General features: G+C 71.3%; 21 protein-coding genes. 17 read left to right on the top strand and 4 right to left on the bottom strand.

Translation table 11 applies throughout. From position 1 onward, the window contains the following. Positions 1 to 393 precede the first annotated feature (393 nt). Positions 394 to 2,886: a hypothetical protein gene (locus J7I94_RS39055; RefSeq protein ID WP_215171507.1), complete on the bottom strand. Its 2,493-nt coding sequence runs from the start codon at positions 2,884 to 2,886 to the stop codon at positions 394 to 396. Positions 2,887 to 4,089: 1,203 nt separating this feature from the next. Here J7I94_RS39055 and J7I94_RS28440 point away from each other — a divergent pair. Beyond that, positions 4,090 to 4,743: an HAD family hydrolase gene (locus J7I94_RS28440; RefSeq protein ID WP_308114732.1), complete on the top strand. Its 654-nt coding sequence runs from the start codon at positions 4,090 to 4,092 to the stop codon at positions 4,741 to 4,743. Between the two features lie 4 nt (positions 4,744 to 4,747). Next, positions 4,748 to 5,587 carry an NAD(P)-dependent oxidoreductase gene (locus J7I94_RS28435; RefSeq protein WP_215171498.1) on the top strand — a complete coding sequence of 280 codons (840 nt, stop codon included), beginning with the start codon at positions 4,748 to 4,750 and terminating at the stop codon, positions 5,585 to 5,587. Positions 5,588 to 5,594: 7 nt separating this feature from the next. Here J7I94_RS28435 and J7I94_RS28430 read toward each other — a convergent pair whose 3' ends face one another. The 3 genes from J7I94_RS28430 to J7I94_RS28420 form a co-directional block, all read right to left on the bottom strand. Continuing rightward, positions 5,595 to 6,164 carry a guanylate kinase gene (locus J7I94_RS28430; RefSeq protein ID WP_215171497.1) on the bottom strand — a complete coding sequence of 190 codons (570 nt, stop codon included), beginning with the start codon at positions 6,162 to 6,164 and terminating at the stop codon, positions 5,595 to 5,597. Next, on the bottom strand, positions 6,161 to 7,198 hold the full coding sequence (locus tag J7I94_RS28425; RefSeq protein WP_215171495.1) for an AAA family ATPase: 1,038 nt from the start codon (positions 7,196 to 7,198) through the stop codon (positions 6,161 to 6,163). The genes J7I94_RS28430 and J7I94_RS28425 overlap by 4 nt, the downstream gene beginning before the upstream one ends. 165 nt (positions 7,199 to 7,363) lie before the next feature. After that, entirely contained in the window at positions 7,364 to 8,161 is a 798-nt protein-coding gene (locus J7I94_RS28420) for a GntR family transcriptional regulator (protein ID WP_215171493.1), read from the bottom strand. 397 nt (positions 8,162 to 8,558) lie between these two features. On the opposite strand from J7I94_RS28420, the gene J7I94_RS28415 reads away from it, so the two are divergent. From J7I94_RS28415 to J7I94_RS28345, 15 genes are all read left to right on the top strand, one after another. Continuing rightward, positions 8,559 to 9,161 carry a hypothetical protein gene (locus J7I94_RS28415; protein WP_215171491.1) on the top strand — a complete coding sequence of 201 codons (603 nt, stop codon included), beginning with the start codon at positions 8,559 to 8,561 and terminating at the stop codon, positions 9,159 to 9,161. 174 nt (positions 9,162 to 9,335) lie between these two features. Continuing rightward, the gene (locus J7I94_RS28410) at positions 9,336 to 9,716 is read left to right on the top strand and encodes a hypothetical protein (RefSeq protein WP_251075877.1); all 381 of its coding nucleotides are present in this window, start codon (positions 9,336 to 9,338) and stop codon (positions 9,714 to 9,716) included. A 98-nt stretch (positions 9,717 to 9,814) separates the two neighbouring features. Further along, the gene (locus J7I94_RS28405; RefSeq protein ID WP_215171489.1) at positions 9,815 to 10,018 is read left to right on the top strand and encodes a hypothetical protein; all 204 of its coding nucleotides are present in this window, start codon (positions 9,815 to 9,817) and stop codon (positions 10,016 to 10,018) included. Between the two features lie 190 nt (positions 10,019 to 10,208). After that, positions 10,209 to 10,379 carry a hypothetical protein gene (locus J7I94_RS28400; RefSeq protein ID WP_215171487.1) on the top strand — a complete coding sequence of 57 codons (171 nt, stop codon included), beginning with the start codon at positions 10,209 to 10,211 and terminating at the stop codon, positions 10,377 to 10,379. A 104-nt stretch (positions 10,380 to 10,483) separates the two neighbouring features. Next, positions 10,484 to 10,783 carry a WhiB family transcriptional regulator gene (locus J7I94_RS28395; RefSeq protein ID WP_374198431.1) on the top strand — a complete coding sequence of 100 codons (300 nt, stop codon included), beginning with the start codon at positions 10,484 to 10,486 and terminating at the stop codon, positions 10,781 to 10,783. Positions 10,784 to 10,972: 189 nt separating this feature from the next. Then, positions 10,973 to 11,161 (top strand): DUF5999 family protein, encoded by a 189-nt coding sequence (locus J7I94_RS28390; RefSeq protein ID WP_285442743.1) that lies wholly within the window; start codon positions 10,973 to 10,975, stop codon positions 11,159 to 11,161. A 122-nt stretch (positions 11,162 to 11,283) separates the two neighbouring features. Next, positions 11,284 to 11,655 (top strand): hypothetical protein, encoded by a 372-nt coding sequence (locus J7I94_RS28385; protein WP_215171483.1) that lies wholly within the window; start codon positions 11,284 to 11,286, stop codon positions 11,653 to 11,655. A 149-nt stretch (positions 11,656 to 11,804) separates the two neighbouring features. Next, a complete protein-coding gene (locus tag J7I94_RS39390) occupies positions 11,805 to 13,973 on the top strand; it encodes a DUF2637 domain-containing protein (protein WP_215171482.1) in 2,169 nt (722 codons plus the stop codon). 255 nt (positions 13,974 to 14,228) lie between these two features. Continuing rightward, positions 14,229 to 14,705: a hypothetical protein gene (locus J7I94_RS28375; protein WP_215171480.1), complete on the top strand. Its 477-nt coding sequence runs from the start codon at positions 14,229 to 14,231 to the stop codon at positions 14,703 to 14,705. Next, positions 14,702 to 15,010 (top strand): hypothetical protein, encoded by a 309-nt coding sequence (locus J7I94_RS28370; RefSeq protein ID WP_215171478.1) that lies wholly within the window; start codon positions 14,702 to 14,704, stop codon positions 15,008 to 15,010. The genes J7I94_RS28375 and J7I94_RS28370 overlap by 4 nt, the downstream gene beginning before the upstream one ends. Before the next feature lie 561 nt (positions 15,011 to 15,571). Further along, complete coding sequence (locus tag J7I94_RS28365) at positions 15,572 to 17,323, top strand: ATP/GTP-binding protein (protein WP_215171476.1); 1,752 nt, start codon at positions 15,572 to 15,574, stop codon at positions 17,321 to 17,323. A 20-nt stretch (positions 17,324 to 17,343) separates the two neighbouring features. Beyond that, positions 17,344 to 17,766 (top strand): conjugal transfer protein TraB, encoded by a 423-nt coding sequence (locus J7I94_RS28360; protein WP_215171474.1) that lies wholly within the window; start codon positions 17,344 to 17,346, stop codon positions 17,764 to 17,766. A gap of 84 nt (positions 17,767 to 17,850) precedes the next feature. Next, entirely contained in the window at positions 17,851 to 19,995 is a 2,145-nt protein-coding gene (locus J7I94_RS28355) for a chromosome segregation protein ParM (RefSeq protein ID WP_215171472.1), read from the top strand. Positions 19,996 to 20,076: 81 nt separating this feature from the next. Next, positions 20,077 to 20,265, top strand: a complete 189-nt coding sequence (locus J7I94_RS28350) for a hypothetical protein (RefSeq protein ID WP_215171470.1) — start codon at positions 20,077 to 20,079, stop codon at positions 20,263 to 20,265. 89 nt (positions 20,266 to 20,354) lie between these two features. Then, positions 20,355 to 20,501 (top strand): hypothetical protein, encoded by a 147-nt coding sequence (locus J7I94_RS28345; RefSeq protein ID WP_215171468.1) that lies wholly within the window; start codon positions 20,355 to 20,357, stop codon positions 20,499 to 20,501. Positions 20,502 to 20,517: the final 16 nt, after the last annotated feature.

Raw genomic sequence — 20,517 nt, 5'->3', positions numbered from 1 at the left:
CGGTTCACGGAACGGCGACAGTCCCGAGACGGGCCAGGATGCGCGACGCCTCGGCGTCTGCTCCCCGCGCCTGCGGGGATGGTCCCCAGGCGCTCGGCGGGGCGAAGGTCAGCGCGGGCTGCTCCCCGCGCCTGCGGGGATGGTCCCGCCAGCTCCGTCGCGATGGGCCCGTTCGGCGTCTGCTCCCCGCGCCCGCGGGGATGGTCCCTTCGTCAACACCTGGGGGCCGCGCGTGGCTCTCTGCTCCCCGCGCCCACGGGAATGGTCCCATCATGGAGTCCGACCGAGCTTCGCTGCGCAACTGCTCCCCGCACTGCGGGGATGGCCCCGAAGAGACTGCCGACACCACCACGAACGACAGCTGCTCCCCGCGCTCGCGGGGATGACCTTGGCTCACACAGAGGTCAGGCCCGGGTGTAGGTCTGACCGCCTTGGCCGGCGGTGTGGTTTGTCGGCCGTTGCCCGAGCTCGCAGCACCCGCAGCTGTCCGAGCTTTTGGCGCAGCAGGTACTTCGCCGTCCGGTGCCGGGCGGCCCCGGCAGCGACCCGGGCGGCATCGGGCCGCCGGGGACTGCGCCGCAGCTCGGCCGCGAGCACAGCAGCCGCTTCCGCTTCCGCCTCCGGACCCGCCGCCAGGAGGCGCAGCGCATCGGCCTGCTGCTCGTCACGGACCCGCTCGGCCACCTGCACGGCGGTGAAGGCGGCGATGACCTCGTCACCGCCCTGCCCGCGGGAACCCTCGGTGACCAGCGCCCGGATACGGGCCTCCCAGGCCTCGCTCAGCCCGGCAACCACCGTCGGGTCATCGAGAGCGGAGCGCGCCGCCACCGCGAAGTCGACTGCCTCCGCCACCAGCACATTCGTATGCCTGGTCCAGGAGCAGCGCGGGCACAGCCCCGCCGCGTCGACGAGCCCACAGTCGGCACACGGCGCCCACCGCCGGGCCTGCTCGGCCTCCTGCTCCCGCTGCCGCCGCTGGGCCACGGCCGCGCGACGGCGCTCCACTTCGACAGCAGCGTGGGCGTGCCGGACACGTGCGCGGTCTGCCTCGAGGGCGGAGTGCGCGCGCAGCCGCTCCTCGTAGGCGGCCCGACTGACCGGTCCCTGGCCCTGCTCGGCCGTCACGACGGCACGGACCCGTGCCCGGAGCGCCCGGCGGTCAGCGATGGCCGTGGCACACGAGGGGCACTCGCTGCGTGTGTCCAGCCGGGTCCCGTCGTCGCACCGCGGGTCCGAGCAGGCCGGCCGCTGGACCAGACCGCGCCGGATCAACCACGGATACGGCCGGTCAACCAGCGCCTCGCCGCCGGTTTCCGCCAGCCGGTCGGTGAGCCGGTCGGCCAGCATCTGTGGTGCCGCCTCCGGCCGCAACAGCTGACCCGCCAGCCGGGTCAACTCCGCCTTCGCCGCTGCCTCGACCTGGTCCTGCTGCCAGCCCGACAGCCGCTCCCACAGCCCCGCCACCGGCCCCAGAGCCACTCGCAGACCAAGCTCGGCCGGAGAGCTGGTCCTCCGCTGGCGCTGCGTCTTCTCGCTCCAGACGGCCTTCGGCCGGCCACTGGCTCCTGCACCGGCAGCACGCTGCCCCTCGCGCTCATCGACCGGGGACTCCTTCGGTTTTTCCCCGCGCAGCGGGCCGTCCCCGGCCATCAGCACCCTGTTCCCGGAGCTGCTCCTGCTGTCGGCGGCCTGGTCCTCGCGCCCGTGCGCGCGCTCCGGCCGACGGCCTTCAGCCCCACGGCCTTCGCCGGAAAAACCACCAGAGACAGTAAGAGAACCGACAGGAGTACCCCGGTAAGGGTGGTCAGCGTGAAGGGCTGCCGCAACGTCGGGCTCTGCAACATCCGCCACATCCGTCACCGGCACGTCGCTGACCTGCGGTTCCACCTCCAGCTCCGGCTCCTCACCAGGCCCTGCCGCATCGTCGGGGTCTGAAAACTCGGGCTCCAGGGCCTCCGCACGATCCTCCTGGACGTCGTCAGCGACCGTACGGCCGTGCGCGGCGGCGACCGCCGGCACCATCAACCGCGACCGGTTCGACAGGCCCGAGGCCGTCTTCAGCCGCGCCCGCAGCACCAGCTCCCGGTCCTCCAGACGCTCCAGCACCCGCTCCCCCGCCGCCGCCGTGCAGCCCAGCAGCCGGGCCACCGTCGCCGCGGCCCGGCCGCGCTTGGTGTCCACCATCCCGCCGCACTGCCGCACCCGCCCGGTCTCCCGCGCCTCCAGCACCAGCAGCAGCAGCGCCAGCCGGTCCGTCGCCGCGCCCCGACCGGTACGCGTATCGATCAGCCCGGCCGGGGTCACCCGGCCGTCCCGGTGCTTCCACCCCGGCGCCATCACGGCCTCCATCAGCCGTAGCAGCGTCGCGTACTCCTTCTTCGACAGGTTCAGCGGGTGCCCGACCACACCCTGCGCCGCCCACAACGGCAGCACCTTGCACTTCAGGCCGTCTGGCTGGCCGTACTCGCCGGGCGCAGTCTTCACCGACACCACGCCCGAGCAGCGTAGCCCCGGCACCACGACGGAAGCCGTGTACGACGCCGACAGCCCGAGCCACCGGCCCAGCTCCGAGGTGCGGATCTCCACCACACCGGTCTCCGACGGCGTCCGCGACGCCAGCACCAGCACCGCCAGACGCACCGCGTCCGGCGCACCGTCCAGGCCGGCCAGGTCCAGCAGCGCACGCACCGCGCCGCCCAGACGGGCGCGAGTGTCCCGACCGAGCGACAGCGGATGACCCGCGGCCCGCTGCGAGGCTGACCCAGCGTCCCGGCTCGACACCAGCACGGACCGCAGCCGAGCTTTCCCGCCCGGTGCCTGGCTGGCGGAGTTCGCGGTGACCTCTTGTCGGGGGTGGCTCAACGCGGCGACCGCCGCCTGCGCCATCACAGGAACACTCCTGAGCCCGAGCGGCACACCGTGGACGCGGGGAACCTGCCACCACGCCGCTTTTTGTGAGGCACATGACAGTTCCGCCCGGCACCCCGTACTCGGCAGCGGGAGGCCAATGGGCGTTCGTGGAACAGAAGGTGGGGGCCCCGGCAGGCTGACCGTCCTGCGTCCGCACAACCACACGACCGGCAGCTCAGGCTGCCGGTGAGCGTCGCCGACAGCCGCACCTGCCCGGCGCTCACCCGCCCGGCTGGAGGAACGTTGATAGGGATCATTCCGGCAGCCTCGCGCGGACTGCCTGTGGACAGAGGACGGCCGGAGTCGACTGCAGCCGATCCTCCCGTCAGGCGCCGAAGAATCGTGAAACCCGTCCCGTGGGGCGGGACGTCTCTGCCAGGACGCCCGTGCGATCGCCAGGCGACGGACACGGCGATGCCAGTGATTCCGGTGCCCGGGTGCAGTGTGATGTCGGCCATGACCGTGCGGCGATATGCCAGCTCTGCGCGGTAGTACCGGTATGTGCGGGCATGCCGAAGCTGGCAACCCGCAGGACAGTCATGCACAATGACTCCTGATGTGGGGCTCGCCTCACAGCACGACGAAGCCCCTAGTGAGCTTCGGGTTCCTGTCACAGAACCGAGATTCGAACTGCTCAATCCGGCTCCCAACCGGGTGGGCAATCCCTTCGGAGGGGCCTCCCAAGCCCTCTCCGGTGGCAGATGGGCGCTGAGCCGAGGTGACTCCCAATCACCTGTTGGCTGAGCGTCCCGGGGCGGCACGAAGACCCGTACGGGCGCCGCCCCAGACGACTACGTCATCCCGGCCCCCTCATCCGAGGCGCGGACCGGTGTGCCTGCGGACAGCACAAGCGCCTCGTCGAAGGACCAGCAACCGGCATGGCTGCTGAACCCACGGCGGGGTGCGGTGTGTCGGGTGCAAGGTACGGGTACCCTGATCACGTCGGCACCTTCCTTCTGCGAAAAGGGTGCTCGGCAGGCTCTCGGACCCCTCCTACAAGGTCCGTCGGCCACGTGGCCCCTCTCGCCTTACTCAAGGGCGATTGACGGGGCCACTTCTTTTGATCAACGATCAAAGCCACTGTACCCGCCTGCTGCTGCCCACGGTGCCCTCGGCATCACGTGTCGCCGCCGGGAGCACGAGCTCAAGATAACCATCCGCACAGGTACGGTCGGTGACGTGCAGAAACTTGCTCTCCTTGACCTCGATGGGACTCTGGTCGACCGGCAGTCGGCGCTCGACGGTGCCTTGACGGACCTCTGCCGTTCCCGCACGCTCCCTGCAGATGCTGAACAGTGGCTGCGCACCGAGCTGGCCGACCGTGCGACCGCTGGCGACTTCGCCCGGCTGCGGGAAACCTTTGGTCTGGAGGCGTCGGCCACAGACTTGTGGCAGGAGTACGTCGACCTCATGGCGGCCGCTGTGACCTGTCGCCCCGGGGTCCTTGAAGGCCTGGACCGCCTTCGCGCGGCCGCATGGACGATCGGCATCATCACCAACGGGGCCGGCGACATCCAGCGCGCCAAACTCGCCAGGACCGGGCTCGCCTCCCGGGCTGACGGCGTTGCAGTCTCGGGCGACCTGGAGATCCGCAAGCCGGACCTGCGCCTCTTCGAACTCGTGGCCACCCGTTGCGGCGTCAGCCTCGCTGACGGCGGCTGGATGGTCGGGGACAACCCGATCGGGGACATCGGCGGCGGCCACCAGGCAGGCCTGCGAACCATCTGGCTGCGCGGCCGCCCCTGGCCCGACGGACTTCCCGCCGCGAACCACGTCGTCGTCGACGTCACCGACGCCATCACCATCCTGCTCAACGAGAGCGAAACGGAGTAGCACCGTGAACCAGCCGACCGTCGGCATCCTCCACCCTGGCAGCATGGGCGCTGCCGTCGCCGCCTGCGCCGCAGCCAACGCGGCCGACGTCCTGTGGTGCGAGACCGGACGCAGTACCGCGTCCGTGGAGCGCGCCACCCAGTTCGGGCTGACGCCCGTGGCCACGCTGGCCGAACTGCTGGACCGCAGTGACATCGTCATCAGCCTCTGTCCGCCGGCCGCCGCCGAGGACCTGGCCCGCGACGTCGCCGGGCTCCGCTTCGCCGGGGTGTACGTGGAGGCGAACGCCATCAACCCCGAGCGAGCGACGCGGATCGCCGAGCTGCTCGAACCCGACACGACCGTCGTGGACGGCGGTGTCGTCGGCTCCCCACCGGTCGGGGGCAAGACGCCGACCCTGTACCTGTCTGGCGCGGTACCCGCGACGGAACGGATCGAGACGCTGTTCGCGGGCACTGCCGTTCGCACGGCGGTGCTGGGCACGGAGGTAGGGAAAGCGTCCGCGCTGAAGCTGTCGTACGCCAGCTTCCAGAAGACGAGCAGGGTGCTGGTAGCCCTCGCGGTAGGGATGGCCCGTGAGTACGGCGTCGACCAGGAGCTCATCGAGGTCGCCTCCCGGCGCACGGACTCGTACCTGTCCGAGCCGCAGTACGTCGCCAAAACCGCAGCCCGGGCGTGGCGGTGGGGACCGGAGCTGGAGGAAGCCGCAGACGTGCTCGCGGCCGTCGGCCTCCCGCCGGAGATGCTGCGCGCGGCCGCGTCCACGCTGGCACGGTGGAACGACGCCAAAGACGACGCCGAGCTCACACTCACCGACGCCTTGGACCGACTCGCCCAGCCGTAGCCAGCGCTCATGCCGTCGCTGCTCCTGCCCGCTGCGCCAGCAGCTGGTCGATGAGCCGCGCTGCGTCCTGTGGCGCCGACGCCGTGGTGTCCACGGTCAGGTCCCAGACCATGCCCGGGTGCGCGTCCAAGTCCTCGCGGGTCGCGTCCCACGCCGCCAGGCGCGCCGCGGTGTCGCTGTCGCCGCGCCTCGCCGACCGCTGCTCGGTCACCTCGCGCGGGCACCACAGCAGCACCACCGACCAGTCGGCCGGATAGCCGTCGAGCAGCGTCCGGATGCCGTCGACCTGCCCGAGGTGTACCACGGGCACTCCGGCCGCGAACGCGGCGTCGACGCCGGGCCGGTCGATCACGTACGTGTTGCCGTACCGCGCGTTCGCGTAGACAACGTCGCCCGCAGCCTCCAGCTCGCGCAGCTGCTCAGCGGTGCCCATCCGGTAGCCGGCCGACTTGCCGGTCCCGACCTTGAGTCGGGCGAACTGCGTGTACTTCGAGTGCAGCTCGGTGAGCGCGGTGGTGACGGTGTCCTTGCCCGACGCCGGCGGGCCGTACAGGATCACGCCCTGCTTCGGATTCACGTGTGCATCGCCCCCATTGCCTGCCGGGCCTGGTCCGCGAGGCTCACGGCAGTGCCCAGTCGGTTGTCCACCACCAGGTGCGGCACCGCCGGGCGCAGCTCGAGGTCGATGGTCGCCATGTACTCGTCCCACCGTTGGAGTTTCCACGCGTCCCGGGCAGCGGAGCGGAAGGTGATGTACTCCCGCATCGACTCCTCATCGCAGCGGACCCACACCGGGAAGACGTCCACGCCCATAGCCGCGGCCTTGTTGGTCAGGCGCTGCATCCAGGCTGCGTCGGTCAACTCCGCGATGAACGGAGCGGAGAGCACGGTGCTGATCCCGCACTTGATGTTCGCCATGGCTGACTGCATGAGGCAGTCGTACTCCACCGACCGGACACGCTCCCGGTAGAGCTCGGTGTGCCGGTCGTTCGGGTCGCCGCCCAACGCGACCAGGAGCCGTTCCACCAGCGGCCGTGTGAGCGGGTCCTTATCGAGTAGCGGCCAACCGGTGAGCTGGACGAAGAACCTTGCCAGCTCCGTTTTGCCGCTCCCGGCGTATCCCCCGACCAGGATCAGGACGGGGCGATGTGGGTCACCTCCGGTGTGCCTTCGCTTCCAGGCGTCGATGATGCGCTGTTGGAGAACGAAGTGCCCTGCGTCATCGCTGCCGGGTGAGATGCGGTGGATGACCCGTTCGACGGCCAGGACGTGCGCGCCGTTGATGCGGTCTTCCATCGGCGTGATCTTGAACGACGTCTCTTCCCCTGGCAGCGCGGCGCGGAAGCCAAGGTCCGGCTCGGTCGCGCGATAGAGCAGGCAGTAGGCGCGTCGGTAGTGCGGCCCGGGGTAGACCTCCCCCTGCTCGTGCTGCCACAAGGTCTGCGGATTCGCAGCGGGAATGCCCTTGAGCTTGGCTCGCTCAGCGACTTCTCGGAGTCGTTCGCCAGCTTTCTCCAGGGTCAGTCCGTGGGCTTCGCGCTGCTCTCGCAGTCGGTCCGGCCTCCACCCAGCTCGCTGCCTCCCCACCCCTTGCCCCTCCGTCATCGTCATGGCCGCGAGCCTAGGGCTCGGGCTGCAAATCGCATGTATACGCGGATGTTGAAAACGTGTGAATGGCGGTGCGTACGAGCTTCGACAAGCCGTTGTGATGGTTGACCCTGCCTGACCCGAGTGTGATGGCCCTCACCAGATCAGCGATCAGGACGTGGGGTGCAGTCAGTGGTCGTCGTCGCCGTCTCCGTTTCCGTCGTCGTCAGCGAGTCGAGCACTCGCGTGGCGTCGGATGGTGTAGCCGATCTCGAACTCCTCGGCGCTCATTCTGGTGTCGTTCAGCTCGACGACATCGCCGTTGGAGGATGTTGTTACCCGCACTACGCGCAGGAGCGGCACGCCGACGTCGGCTGGAAGGTCCAAGGCCTCCGCCTCCTCGGGCGAGGGCATGCGGGCCGAGACGCTTTCGCTCCAGCGGAGTGGGCGGTGGCCCATCTCTTCCAGACGGTCGTAGATGCCTCCTGGTCCGGTGTCGGCTTGGGCGAGCCGAGTTCCTCGAGCAAGGTCGGCCGGCAGGTAGCTGGTGGCAAGCTGCTTCGGCTTTCTGGTCTCGGGGTCGCCCATCACGCGATCGCGGACGAGAACTCCGGATCCGGTTGCGAGTCCCATGAGGGCAGCAAGATCGACAGGCACGATGCCCCATCGCAGGGTGGGGGGCTCCAGGGCTATCCAGGGCTGGGCAGTGGGGTCGAAGTAGTAGCCGGCCTCGTCGCGGAAGACCTGGCGGGAGCGGGTGATGCGCCGTTTCTCAGGACGCTCACGCACGATGGTCCCTCTACGGCGCACTGCTACGACCAGCCCCTCCTGCTCCAGGAGCGAGATGGCGCTTCGCACGGTCTGGTAGCCAGCGCCGTACTGGGCTTGGAGCTCGGTGAGCATCGGCAGCTTGTCGCCCGGCATGTATCGCCCCTCGCTGATCTGCTGTCGCAGGTCAGCGGCGATGTCGCGATACGAGACGGGCATCGGAGCCACCTTTCAGAGTGCTGCGCGGATCTGATTCTAGGGCTAGCTCTATCAGTCGGCGATGTGCCAGCACAACCGATCGACACGAATAGGGCTATCGCTATTGACGCAGCAGTCCGGTGTGGTCTCTACTAGGCGATAGCGATAGCTCTAACGCTCGGTTGAGTAGGGGTTACGCCACCGCAGTACTACTGCAGTAGTCGTCCGCCCTTCGGGGTGGCCGGGGTTGAGAGCACCATCGAACTCCCCCGGAGCCTGACGGCCGCGACCACTGTGTGCACGTCGCAGCGCTGTGCGCTGTCTGTCCTGCGGGGCGCTGGCCTTGTGCCGTGCGGCCCGGAGGGCGGAGAGAGCATCGCGACGATTCCCCCGCCGCTCCGTCCGTGAGGAGTCCCAGATGTCTGCTTCAACCGTTGAGCGCACCGCCCGGCCCCGCCGGAGCCGGACCCGCTCCCGCACCGTCAGCGCTCGCCCGGCGCTGGCCCTCTCTACCCTCCGGCCCCACCAGTACGACCTGCGCCCCGCCTGCGTGTCGCTGGTCTGCCCCGACTGCGGGACGTGGGTGCCGATCACCGGCCTCGGGACCAAGAGCCCCAAGATCGTGCCGCACGACACCGGCCGCGCGGGCAAGGACGCGGCCGTCCGGTGCCGCCTGGGCAGCAACCGCCTGGTCACGGTCGACGTCACGGTCCGGGCATGGCAGGAGCGCCTGGAGGACGGTCACGCGGAGACCGGCCACCGCCGCCGGACCACCGTGCGGCGCAAGCCCAAGGTCGCGGTCGCCCCGGCCGTCAGCCAGATCGCCGCGCAGCGGCCATTGATGGCCGATGGCGAGCCCGGCGATGGCCGTTGGCTGGTGCGCAAGATGCGGTGGGCGTCGGTCGAGTCCGCGGTCCGTGACGTGGACACCCGTCGTGAGCAGATGCCCGCCGGTGACAAGCCGTTGGGTGCGCCGCCGGTGCCGCTCACGACGCTTCGCCCCGAACGCCGCATGAGCTGACCGCCCGGACGATCGACCACGGCCCCGGCCGCCCCTTATACGAGGGCGGCCGGGGCCGTGGCTGCTCGTACGGCGGCCGCCGACTCCCCAGTTGGGGAGTGAACGCGACAGCCCCAGGGATTAGGGCCCTGGGGCTGTCCAGGACCTGACTCGGAGGACCTGATGCAGCAGAGCATGACACGCCAGGTGGTGCAGCCGTCGGCCGGCATCATCGACGACATCGAGCGCGAGGACGCCTCCAAGGGCTACGAGCCCGAGGACGCCAGGGTGCTGCCGAGGATCGTCTCCGTGCCGACCGTCGCCGACGAGACCGAGATCGGCCCCCGCTACCCGGGCGCGATCTATCAGAACGTCACCGGCCGCTACGAGGTCCTGGCGCTCATCACGGATCCGGCGGAGGCTGCCCGGCTGCTGCGCCGGGACAGTGCCCGCTGGGCGGTCATCGTCCGCGACACCCTCCGCCCTGACGGCCAGCCCCACGCGGTCGGCATGGTCTGGACGAACGAGGACTATCTGCTGCGGCCCGGCCGGCCCCCGTACGCCGCCGCTGCCTGACGGCCGGCCACGGCGACAGCCCCGGAACTCTGACCTTCCGGGGCTGTCCGGTCAACGGACCTGAGCGGCAGCCCGTCCTGGTGCTGCACCGGCCGGTCATGGCCGACGACTCCTGCCCGCTGTGCGGCCGGTGGGACTGCGACCCGGCCACCTGCCCGCCCGCGTCCGCGGCGCCTGCGCCCTCGACGGCGGGGACCACGCTGCAGTGCGAGGTGTGCGGCGGCCGCTTCGGTACCGCCCCGGCGCCGGCCGGTACGGGAATGGCCTGGGTGTGCAGCGCCTGCCAGCACCTCGGCAGCTGATGCCGCACCTCATACAGGCGGCCCGGGCGGCGCAGCACCGCGCCGCCCGGGCCGCCGCCAGCATCGGCGCCGCTCATCCCCTGACCCGCTTGCTCCTCGCGGCCGCCGCCATGGCCGCGGCCGCCGCGTGGGAGGCGGGCCACCGCGTCGCCGACTTCCACCCGACCCGCCGGCTCGAAAGACATGCCCAGTGCCTGAATCACCGCTCTACCAGCGCTACATGAAGGCGTACCGCGCTCACCAGGACCACCGCGCGGCCTGTCCCACCTGCACCGACGAGTCCCGCTGCCCCGAGGGCCAGGAGATCTGGGCCGCGTTCCAGCGGGCGCAGGACACCTACCTCAAGCGTCACCGCGGCTGACCGAGTTGTTCCCCCGGCGCCTCGCCGGGCGTCGGCACACAGAACAGCCCCGGGGGTGCGTCCCCGGGGCTGCTTCCTACTACCGGACCTTCTGGGAGGCCCTTGTGCACACCATCGTACGCACCGCCCGGTACAGCTACGGCGCCATTTTCACCGCCGAGCCCGACGGGTCCCGTCCGGCCTGCGCCGACGAGGACCCCGAGTTGTTCTTTCCCGGTGAGAAGTCGGCCGCCGACCTGCTCCAGAAGGAGGCGGCCAAGGCTGTCTGCGGTCACTGCCCGCTGATCGAGCGCTGCCTCCAGGGCGCGCTGGACCGCAACGAGCAGGGCGTGTGGGGCGGCACCGACGAGGACGACCGGCGCCGGATGAAGCGCCGCGCCGCCCGCAAGCGCGCCAGCGCCTGACCGCTGGACGGGAGGGGCGGGCAAGGTCTGGCCCGCCCCGCAGCACTGCCATCGACCGGCCGTCCGCACGACGGGCGGCCGGTCTTTCGCACGTCTCCAGCCCGGGAAAGCCTCGGGCTCCCTTCCTCTCCGGGAGAGCTCATGGACCGCACCACCACGACCGTCACCGGCACTCGGCTGCCGGACTCGCTGTGCACGCACACCCCGAAATGCCCGACGGCCGACAGCCCGGACCGCGAGGCCGCCGTCGTCGTGGCCGGCCACCCGGAGCAGGGCTGGAGCCTGCTGTGCAACGCCGTCGTGCTCTTCGAGGACACCGGCGAGCTGCTTCCTGACGGCCGGGTCGTCGCCCCGCACCGCCCTCTCGCCGCGGTCTGACGGCTGCCTGATCCGCCCGCGCTGCCCGCCGAACCTCCGGCGGCCGGGTCGGGCGGTGACGGGGAGCCGGACAGCCCCGGACCCACCGGCCCCGGCCGGTGCACGCGATGTGAGGAGAGCACATGACCCAGCCCCAGACGCAGGTCACCCGTCCCACGGTCACCTACACCAAGGGCGACATGGTCCTGTTCCGCGACGTCGAACGGTTCTGGCTCGGCAAGCCCGGCCACACCTTCGTCGGCCGGGTGGAGCGGTCCTGGCGGCACGCCGACACCGGCAAGGTCCTCTACGACCTGGTCGAGCTGAGCGGCAACCGGGCCCGCGCCGGGATCGACCCCGACTACATGCGGCTGCTGCCGCCGGCCGACGCGATGCGCGACATCGACGCCGCGCCGCTGAGCGAGCCGGACACCGGGGCGATGACCCCGGCCGCCGTCGCCTGGCTACGCCAGCACCTCGCGCAGGACGCCGCCGCGCTGCCTGCCCAGCGCTGACCACCTGCCCCCGACGCAGACGGCCCTCCGAGTCCCCGGCATATCAGCTGCCGGGGCCTCGGAGGGCCTGGTCACGACCCTACCGACCCGATGCCGACCGCGGTGACCTCTTGCACGGAGGCGCCGGAGCATAAGAGAGGAACAACACCGTGGCCCCCAAGACCGCCACCCGCCGCAGGCGCCAGAGCGCCGCGGCCGCGAAGCCCCGCGCCAACGGGCGCGCCAAGGCCCCGGCCCCGCCGGCCTCCATCCCCGCCCGGGCCGCCGCCCCCGAGGACACCGCCCCGCTGGTGTACCCGGAGGCCGACCCACACCTGGCCGACGCCGCCGACCGCGCCGCCGACCTCCGGGACCAGGCCGCCGACGACGCCGCCCGCATCCTTGCCGACGGCCAGGAGCGCGCCGCCGAACTGCTGGACAGCGCGCGCACCGAGGCCGCCTTGATCACCGAGGCGGCCACCACCGAGCAGGCCCGTGTCCTCGCCGCCGCCCAGGCCGACGCGGACCAGGTCCGCAGCGACGCCGCGAGCACCGCGGCCGCCGACGCGCAGCAGGTCCTCGCCGACGCCGAAGCGAAGGCGGAGCAGCTGCTTGCCGACGCACGCCTCGAGGCCGACACCGTCACGACGACGGCGACCGGCGAGGCCGACCAGGTCCTCACCGATGCCAAGGCGGCTGCCGAGCAGCTGCTCGCCGACGCCCGCCGCCAGGCGGAAGAGGTCACCACCACGGCGGCCGCGCAGGCGGAGCAGGTGAAGACCGAGGCGGCGCAGGCCGCCGCGAAGGCCCTCGCCGACGCGGAGACCAAGCGCACCGAGCTGCTCGCGGCTGCGGAGCGCACCGCAGCGGAGACCCGCACCCGCGCCACCACCGACGCCGAACAGGTGCTGGAGCGGGCGCGCGGCGAGACCGACCGGCTGCGCGAGAGCGCCGACGACCAGGCCGCACAGGTGCGGGCCGGAGCGGAGAAGGTGGCGGCCGGCCTTCGTGCCGACGCCGAACGCGCCCTGGACGACGCCCGCACCTCCGTTGAGGAGCTGCGGGCCGCCGCCGACAAGGACGTCGCCCGGTTGCGTGAGCAGGCCGAAGCGGACGCGAAGACGGCCCGGGAGGCGGCGGCGAAGGCCACGGCCGACCAGGCCGCCGCCGCGCAGGCCCGAGCCGAGGCCGAACGGGTTATGGAGGCGGCGACGCAGCGCACCGTGCAGCGGGCCCGCCGCCGGGAGATCCGGACCGAATCGCGCGCCAAGCGCCGCCAGGCACGGGCCGACGCCCGGCCCGCCGGCGGGGTGCCGCCGCTGTCCGGGCAGGAACTGGTGCTGGTCGTCGCGATCGTCCTCGCGGCCGCCGTCGTCTCCACCCTCGGTCTGCTCTCCTCCTACACCGCGCTGGAGACCAAGGCGGCCGGGTGGGGCTGGGAGTGGCCGTGGCTGCTGCCGGTCGGCATCGACGTCGCCATCCCGGCGTTCACCGGCGCCAACCTGGTCCTGATCCGCATGGGCATGGAACTGCGCTGGATCCGTTGGGTACCGAGGGCGCTGACGGCGGTGACCGTCTATCTCAACTGGAACGCGGCGGACTCCGCGTCGGGCCGCCTCGGGCACGCCGCCCTCACCCTGCTGTGGGTGATCTTCTCCGAGATCGCCTCCCACGTGTACGCCACGCGGATCGGCGCGGTCACCGGCAAGAAGCGGATGGAGACGGTGCGCCGCTCCCGCTGGATCCTCGCCCCGATCCCCACCGCCCGCCTTCGCCGCCGGATGATCCTGTGGGAGATCACCTCCTACGAGGACGCGCTCACCCGGCTCCAGCAGGAGACCTGGATCCGAGCGCGGCTGCGTGAGGAGCACGGTCTGCTGTGGCGCTGGAAGGCTCCGCTGGAGCAGCGGATGGCGCTCAAGCTCGGCAGCGCGCCCGCCGCGCTCGCCGACACGCTCGCCCCCGAGGACGCTCACACGATCGAGCTCGGGGAGGAAACCGAGCACGCTCACCCCGACATGAGCGCGCTCGCCTCCGGGGAAGTTCGCGGTGAGCGTGAGCGCCCGGCGCTCACTTCCGGCGCTCACGAGGGTGAGCGCGTCACGGAGGACGACGGCGCTCAGCGAGCGGAGGACGCTCGTACGCGCAGCGAGACGGAGGCGCTTACCGAGCGCCGCCACGCTCGTATCCGTCTTCTCTACACCGAGCTCGGGCGCCGTCCCGAGTGGCGGGAGATCCGCGACGCGCTCACCGACGCGGGCCTGTCCGACAAGCCGGTCTCCCGCCCGACCGCTCAGCGCCTGCGCGCTCAGGTCGAAGGGGCCGCCCCGGGCGCGTAGGTGAGCGCCCGGTGAGCGCCGACGCGCTCACCCTCTTGGCAGAACCCCTGCCGCTCATGGTCGCCACCGGCTCGCGCTCGCCCACCGAGCGCGGACCGGTGGCGGCCACGGCCGGCAGGCCGCTCGCCCGTATCGCGCCCACCCGGGAAGCGGTGCGGGCGAGGTTCGTTCCGACTACCACCCCAACCCCGCGCAACAGCCTCGGGGACCACGGACTCCCCCCTCCTCAACCCCGAGACCTGGAGGTCTTCTCGCATGAACAGCAACGACCCGAACTACTCGCCCCTGCGCGACGTCGCGCAGAACCCGGAGGCGACCGCCCGGTACCTGGCCGACGTTCAGCGGGTCCTGCTGGACATCGGCAAGAACCTGGAGACCCTTGCCCAGGAGATCCGCGTCCACTGCCGCGACACCCACGTCGAGGGCGACCGGTTCTATGACGCCTGGCTGCGCGCGCAGCCCGTGGAAAGGGCATTCAAGGACGTCCTGAAGAACGTCGAGGCCGTCACCAAGGGCCTCGAAAAGGGCGCCTACAAGCGCCGCGCCCACGATGAGGCGGTCGCAAATACCGCCCGAAAGCGAAAGGAAAAAGAGCTGGAAAGGCAGCGTAAGAAGAACCCGCATCCGCTCCAGGCCGCGCCCAATCCGCCACAGCAGGGTGCGCAGAGTCAGAATCTCGGCTATGGTGGTCCCACGTCGATTTACGACATGGGTAACAGGGAGTCGGCGTGACGCGCCCCCTCACCAGCGTCGAACGCTCCATTCAAGGGCGGATGAGCTGGTTGCAGGAAGAAGAGCGCAAGGCGATCGAGAGTCGCGGAGAAATCGGCCGGATGGAATTCTGGCTCCGCCTTACTCGGTCCGAAATCACCAAGGAAGTCAAAGCCGGTCGCGGCGATGTCATCGCCGCGTTCACGCTGGTCTGCCGCCTCTTCAAGCTGGTCCTGGAGAAGCGGCAGGCGGGCGACCCGCGGCTGTTCGACCACCTCATGCAGTACGCGGACACCGTCCTGAAGCAGCACGGCCCGCGTAACTGAGCGTCACCAACGAAGGCCCCGCCGGGCTCCGGCGGGGCCTAGCGCGCGTAAAGCGTGCACACGTGCACGTGCACGCGCGTGCACACGAGACCCCACTGTCTGTCAAGTCCCCCTGGAGGGAGGTGCACCGTGTCCGACGACTCCGACGAGGCCGGCGGCGGAACCCTGGTCCATGGCCCCTGGAGCGGTGATTCCTCGTACGCGCTGCCGCCGATCCCGGATTTCATCGACACCATTCCCCCGCCGGAAGACATTCCGGAGGCTCCCCCGGAGAGCCCGGAGGAGACGACGATGGAATTGCCGCCGATTCCGGCTGCTCCGGACCCGGCTACGGCGCTGCGTTCGGAAGGAATTACGGCACCGGAAACCGGCGAAGACGACGGCGAATACGAGGAAGGCGAATACGAGCAGCCTCGTTCTCTCGCTGACCGTCTCGGTGACTGGCTGGAATTCCGGCTGGAAAGGGCGCGGGCGCTTCACGAGGGTGAAGCGCCCTTCCGTGAGGCCGAAATAGCACGTAAGGCCGCGCTGCTGGAGGGCCGCACCGCGCAGGAAGTCGCGATGATGGAGCAGAACGGAAAACTCCACGCCGCGATGATGAAAGCGAAGGGCGACAAGGCGGCGGCGCGCGGAAAGGCGGACGCCGACCGCATGAAGTCGCCCAGCTCCGGCCTGGGCGCGGACAAGGGCCGCTCGAAGGCCGGCGGCGGCGGAGGCGGCACGGGGCCGTCCCGCAGCAGCTCCGGCTCGGGAGTGAACCAGACCGGCTCCTCGCGTGGCTCCAACTCCGGCGGGACCGCCGGGCGTTCCGGCTCCGGATCGTCGGGGGGCAGCGGTGGCGGCAAGGGCGGAACGAAGGGCTCTGACCGCTCCGCTGGCGGCCGTACACCCAACTCCGGGCGCGGCGGGACCGCCGGGGGCCCGAAAGGCTCTCAGGCGGGCTCTGGCAGCTCCCACCGGAGCGGCGGCGGCAGTTCGAAGGGTGACGGCGGCCGGGGCCAGCACGGCCCAGCCGCCAACGCCCGTGCCGAGCGGGCCCGCGGCCGCCAGGAGCGCGCCGGCACCCGGCAGGCCGGACGGCAGGAGCGGCGCACCGCCGGTCACGCCGCCGGTGTCGCCGACCGGACCAAGGACCGCGACCAGGCCCGCGCCCAGCGGCAGCAGGCGTGGGAGGACCGCCGGGCCAAGAGGGCGGAGCGGGACGCGGCACGGAAGGCGAAGCGGGAGGCCGCCGCGTCCTCCGAGCCGGACCGCACGACCTTCGGCAAGGCCGTCGGCGAGGAAGCCCAGCGCCGCTGGGACAAGCGCCGCGCCGACGCGGAGGCCGCCAAGGACGGCAAAGCCGGTACGGAGAAGGTCAACCTGACCAAGGACAAGGCGAAGGAGGAGACCGCCAAGGACAAGGAGACCGACGGCAAGGGCGAGAAGGACGCCAAGGACGGCCCTGACGGGGCCTTCGGCGCCGGAAAGGGCGACAAGGCATCCGATGATCCGGATAAGGACTCCAAGTCCGCTGACGAGCCGTCTGACGGCTCGAAGAAGAAGCGCCGCCGGTTCCGGCGCCGTCGTGCCGCCGGCACCGACAGGGCCGGGCGGCGTCGCCGCACCCGCGGTCCTCGCCGGACCCGCCGGACCGGGCGCCGCGAGCGGCCGGCGGACAGCCCGTTCGGTGCGGAGGACTCCACCCCGACGGTGGAGTGGCCCGAGCACGAGACCCGCCCGCCCAAGCCCGCCGCCAAGGGCGAGGACGACATCGTGGACGCGGACATCGTCCCCGACCAGCCCGCGGCCGTGACCACCGGCGCCAAGGGCCTGCCGCCGGCGCCGGAGAAGCACACGGCTCGGCCCGGCACCAGCCGACCCACCAGCACGGAAGGGAACAGCGTGAGCAGCTCGCAAGTCAGCAGGCCGTCCGGGCACAGCGGCCTCGGTGTCCAGCATCGAACGGACATCACGTTCGACCAGTACCTGATGGAGATGGCGAACACCGCCATCAGGGCCGCCTCCGACCAGGAGCGCGCCGAAGCCCTGATGGAGGCCCTCGCCAAGGTCGCCGACGCCCTGCGGGAGATGGCCGCCGACCTGGTCAGCGACCACAACATCTCCACCGAGGTCACCGACCTGATCACGGACCTGGCCGACTCTGCGGCCCGCATGAAGAGGCAGGCCCAGCGCTGTGCCGAGCAGTGCGGCCTTGCCCGGGAGGCAGCCAAGCTCGCCGCCGCGATGGTCGCCCGGATCTACGGCGAGGACATGGCCGCCAAGGAAGACGCCGGCCTCCAGCACGCGTCGGCCGCCGCCCACCACGACTGACCCCCGGAGGAACCCCGCCGATGAGCAGCGACCTCGCACCCCGCAACACCAGCAGCACGGCGCCCATCCCGGCCGACGACGACAACCGGTACAAGGCCGTTCAGGCCAAGCTGAAGAAGCTCAGCTCGGCCATGGACGACGCCGCCCTCGAGCTGGAGGGACTACGCCGTGACATGAAGGGCAACGCCGCCCACACCGAGGACGTCGTCACCGACATCGAAAACGCCGACCTCGACCCGAAGTTCATCCGGCTGACGGTCAGCGTGGCCCTCGCCCTGGTCGGCGCCGCCCGAGAGGTCGGCACGCTGTCCGACATCGCCCAGGAGACCGCCGACCTCACCCACCAGACCCGGCGCACCCACGCCAAGCTCTACGGCGCGCTGGACGACATCCGCTCGGGTCGGCGCGAGAAGACGCCCCGGCCGGGCTTCTTCAACCGCTGACCCCCACTCCCCCACCACCCTGCCACGGGCGGCCCCGCGCGATCTGCGGGGCCGCCCGTGCCCGTTCTGTGAAGGAGCCCACCGGTGTCCACGCCGCGCAGTGTCGCGCTCGAACGCCTCGCCTACACCCTCGCCGCGCCCGTGCTGGCCGTGGCCCCCAACCTCTATCCCGACAGCCCCGTCAACACCGTCGTGCAGCTGGCCGGCGCCGCCGGGATCGGCGGCTGGATCCTCGCGGGCAAGAGCGATGAGCCCGGCGCCGGACGCAAGATCCTGCGCTGGACGCCGCTGGTCCTGGCCGCCGCCGTCGACGTCGCCGCCGGGCACACAGGCGGCTTCGGCCCGTACTGGCTGGACGGACTGCTCGCCGCCACCTGGGCGGCGGCCGGCTCCTTCGTGCTGCCCTTTGCCCGGCACGCCCGCCGCAACCACCGGCCCGCCCTCGCGGCCCCCGCCCCGCAGCCGGCGCCCGCGGTGGCTGCGGAGCCGACCGTGGCGAAGCCGGACGACGGCGCCGACATGCTCACCCGCGAGGCGCGGATCATGTGGGAGCGCGCCGGGATGCCCGCCCGCACCCACGTCGTCAAGGCCACCCGGATGCCCGGCATGCGGCACGACATGATCCTGCTGCTGCGCGCTTCGGAGACCGGCCGGCCGATCACCGGCCTGTCTCCCGAAGCCGTCGGCGCGGTCTTCGCCGTGCCCGCGAGCGACGTCGTCCTCGCGGACATTCCGGCCCAGCCCGGCCGCCAGGGCGGCCCCGCCTGGATGGAGGCCCGCATCACCCCCGAGGCCAACGCCCGGCGCCGCACCAAGCCGACCGACCAGGAGCGCTGGATCGACCGCGTCGCCGGTCCCAAGGGCGGCGCCCCGGGCTCCGAGCTGGTCCACAAGACCCGCGACGACGAACGCGGCGTGACCTTCTACCGGGCCAGGATGGCCGACTCCACCGAGTCGCCGCGCATCGACCTGCCCAAGGTCTGCCGCGCGCTGAACCTGCCCGAGGACGACTCCTGCGTGTTCGTCCTCATCGACGGCTCGGAGTTCCTGATCAGCGCGTTCGACACCCCGCCACTGTCCGCGATCTTCCCCGCCACCCGCGAGCTGCTCACCCCCGACGCCAAGGGCATGTACGTGTGCGGGTTCACCATCACCGGCCAGCCGGTGAAGACGATGGTGTACCAGCACGACAAGAACGCCGCAGCCCACGGCCTCACGCTCGGGGTCAGCCGGTCCGGCAAGACGCAGTTCTTCGCGATCAACATGGCCGCCCAGTCCCTGGACGGCCAGGTGGTGTGGCTGTCCACCGTCCGCAAGGACGAAAAGACCACCGTCCTCGGCCGGTACATCGACCGGCAGGGCTCGAACGCCCTGTGGATGGCACGCCAGCTGCGGGCGGCGAAGGCGCTGTGCGAGATCAGGGCGGACATGCCCTGGCCGCACGACGGCCAGCCGCACGACTACAAGCCGGGCGACCCGCGCTGCCCCTACCGGCAGCTGAACGTGTACGCGGATGAGTTCATGACCGCAGCGCAGGACGGGGACTTCGGCGAATTCATCCAGAAGGACGGCGAGGACCTCACGGTCACCGGCCTGAAGTACGGCATCGGCTTCAACCCCGCCGGTCAGTCACCGTTCGCGCACAACGGGTTCTCCACCGAGATGAAGGACAACCTGCGGCAGAACAGCCGCCCGGTCATCTTCAACATGGGCTCGCCCGGCGCCACCCGCAAGGCGGCGGAGGGCACCATGGAGAACCCGTACGACGTGCCGACCATCCCCGCCCGCTACTCCCGCAGCGAAGGCTCCGCGATCGAGCGGGCCATCAAGGGCGAGGCCGACCCGGAGAACGGCGTCTCCACCGGCGGTGTCGCGGTCATCGTCCTCGACAACGGCCGCGCCGTGCTCATGCGGTCGCTGTACGCCGACTTCGACACCGACCTTGCCGAGCTGTTCCCCGACGAGGTCAACCGGCTCACCGACTACGAGATCAGCGAGCTGGAGAAGCGCGGCCTGTGGTTCGACTGGAACGAGCCCGTGCGGCCCGGCGAGTTCTGGCCCGAGCCCGACGAGGACGACGAGGGCGAAGGCCGCTCCCGCCGGCGCGGCGGCGGAGGCGGCGGCAAGGGCGGAAGCGGTCGCGGCTCCAAGAGCGGCGGCCGCCGCTCCGAGCAGGTCGCCTCTCCCCGCCAGGCGCTGGAGGCCATCAAGAGCCTCACCGACGCCTGATCACACCCCATCCATCCCCCAGGGGCCGGCCCGCCCGAGCGCGGCCGGCCCCACCGATTCCCGAAGGAGGACCCACCCGCCGTGGCCCTTTCCATCTCCGCCGCCGTGCTGCTGGGCATCATCGTCGCCGTCCTGGTCAAGGGCGGATACGTCCGCGCCGGCTCAGCCGTGGCCTGCACCCTGTTCGGCTTCACCCTCGCCGCCACCGGCCTCGCCCCGGCCATCAACAGCGGCATCGCCTCGATCGCCGGGCTGCTCTCCAGCCTCTGATCACCAGTTTCACCAACGCAGCCGCAGAACGCCGGTATCTGACGCATGCTCTTGTCGGGCCCCTCACAGACCCGGGGAAGGACAAGGGCATGGCACACCTGCACTACACCTGCTGGAGCTGCGGCGAAGACTGCGTGGTTCACGGCGTGGGGTGCGACTGCTGCGACCTGGTCGAAGTCCCCGACGAATGGGACTGCTGGAACTGCGGCGCGCTGAACTACACCCCCGACGACTAGGCAGTTTCGTTTGGAT

This window comes from Streptomyces sp. ISL-12, assembly GCF_018614415.1.
Classification (GTDB): Bacteria; Actinomycetota; Actinomycetes; order Streptomycetales; family Streptomycetaceae; genus Streptomyces.
Note: the sequence above shows the minus strand (reverse complement) of the source record. Positions and strands in the feature narration are given on the sequence as shown.

Coding starts and splice junctions, on each gene's coding strand:
- J7I94_RS28385 (WP_215171483.1), top strand. CDS start 11,284: ATGACCCAGCCCCAGACGCAGGTCACCCGTCCCACGGTCACCTACACC.
- J7I94_RS28365 (WP_215171476.1), top strand. CDS start 15,572: ATGATGGAGCAGAACGGAAAACTCCACGCCGCGATGATGAAAGCGAAG.
- J7I94_RS28405 (WP_215171489.1), top strand. CDS start 9,815: ATGGCCGACGACTCCTGCCCGCTGTGCGGCCGGTGGGACTGCGACCCG.
- J7I94_RS39055 (WP_215171507.1), bottom strand. CDS start 2,886: ATGGCGCAGGCGGCGGTCGCCGCGTTGAGCCACCCCCGACAAGAGGTC.
- J7I94_RS28425 (WP_215171495.1), bottom strand. CDS start 7,198: ATGACGATGACGGAGGGGCAAGGGGTGGGGAGGCAGCGAGCTGGGTGG.
- J7I94_RS28420 (WP_215171493.1), bottom strand. CDS start 8,161: ATGCCCGTCTCGTATCGCGACATCGCCGCTGACCTGCGACAGCAGATC.
- J7I94_RS28415 (WP_215171491.1), top strand. CDS start 8,559: ATGTCTGCTTCAACCGTTGAGCGCACCGCCCGGCCCCGCCGGAGCCGG.
- J7I94_RS28360 (WP_215171474.1), top strand. CDS start 17,344: ATGAGCAGCGACCTCGCACCCCGCAACACCAGCAGCACGGCGCCCATC.
- J7I94_RS28375 (WP_215171480.1), top strand. CDS start 14,229: ATGAACAGCAACGACCCGAACTACTCGCCCCTGCGCGACGTCGCGCAG.
- J7I94_RS28345 (WP_215171468.1), top strand. CDS start 20,355: ATGGCACACCTGCACTACACCTGCTGGAGCTGCGGCGAAGACTGCGTG.
- J7I94_RS28410 (WP_251075877.1), top strand. CDS start 9,336: ATGACACGCCAGGTGGTGCAGCCGTCGGCCGGCATCATCGACGACATC.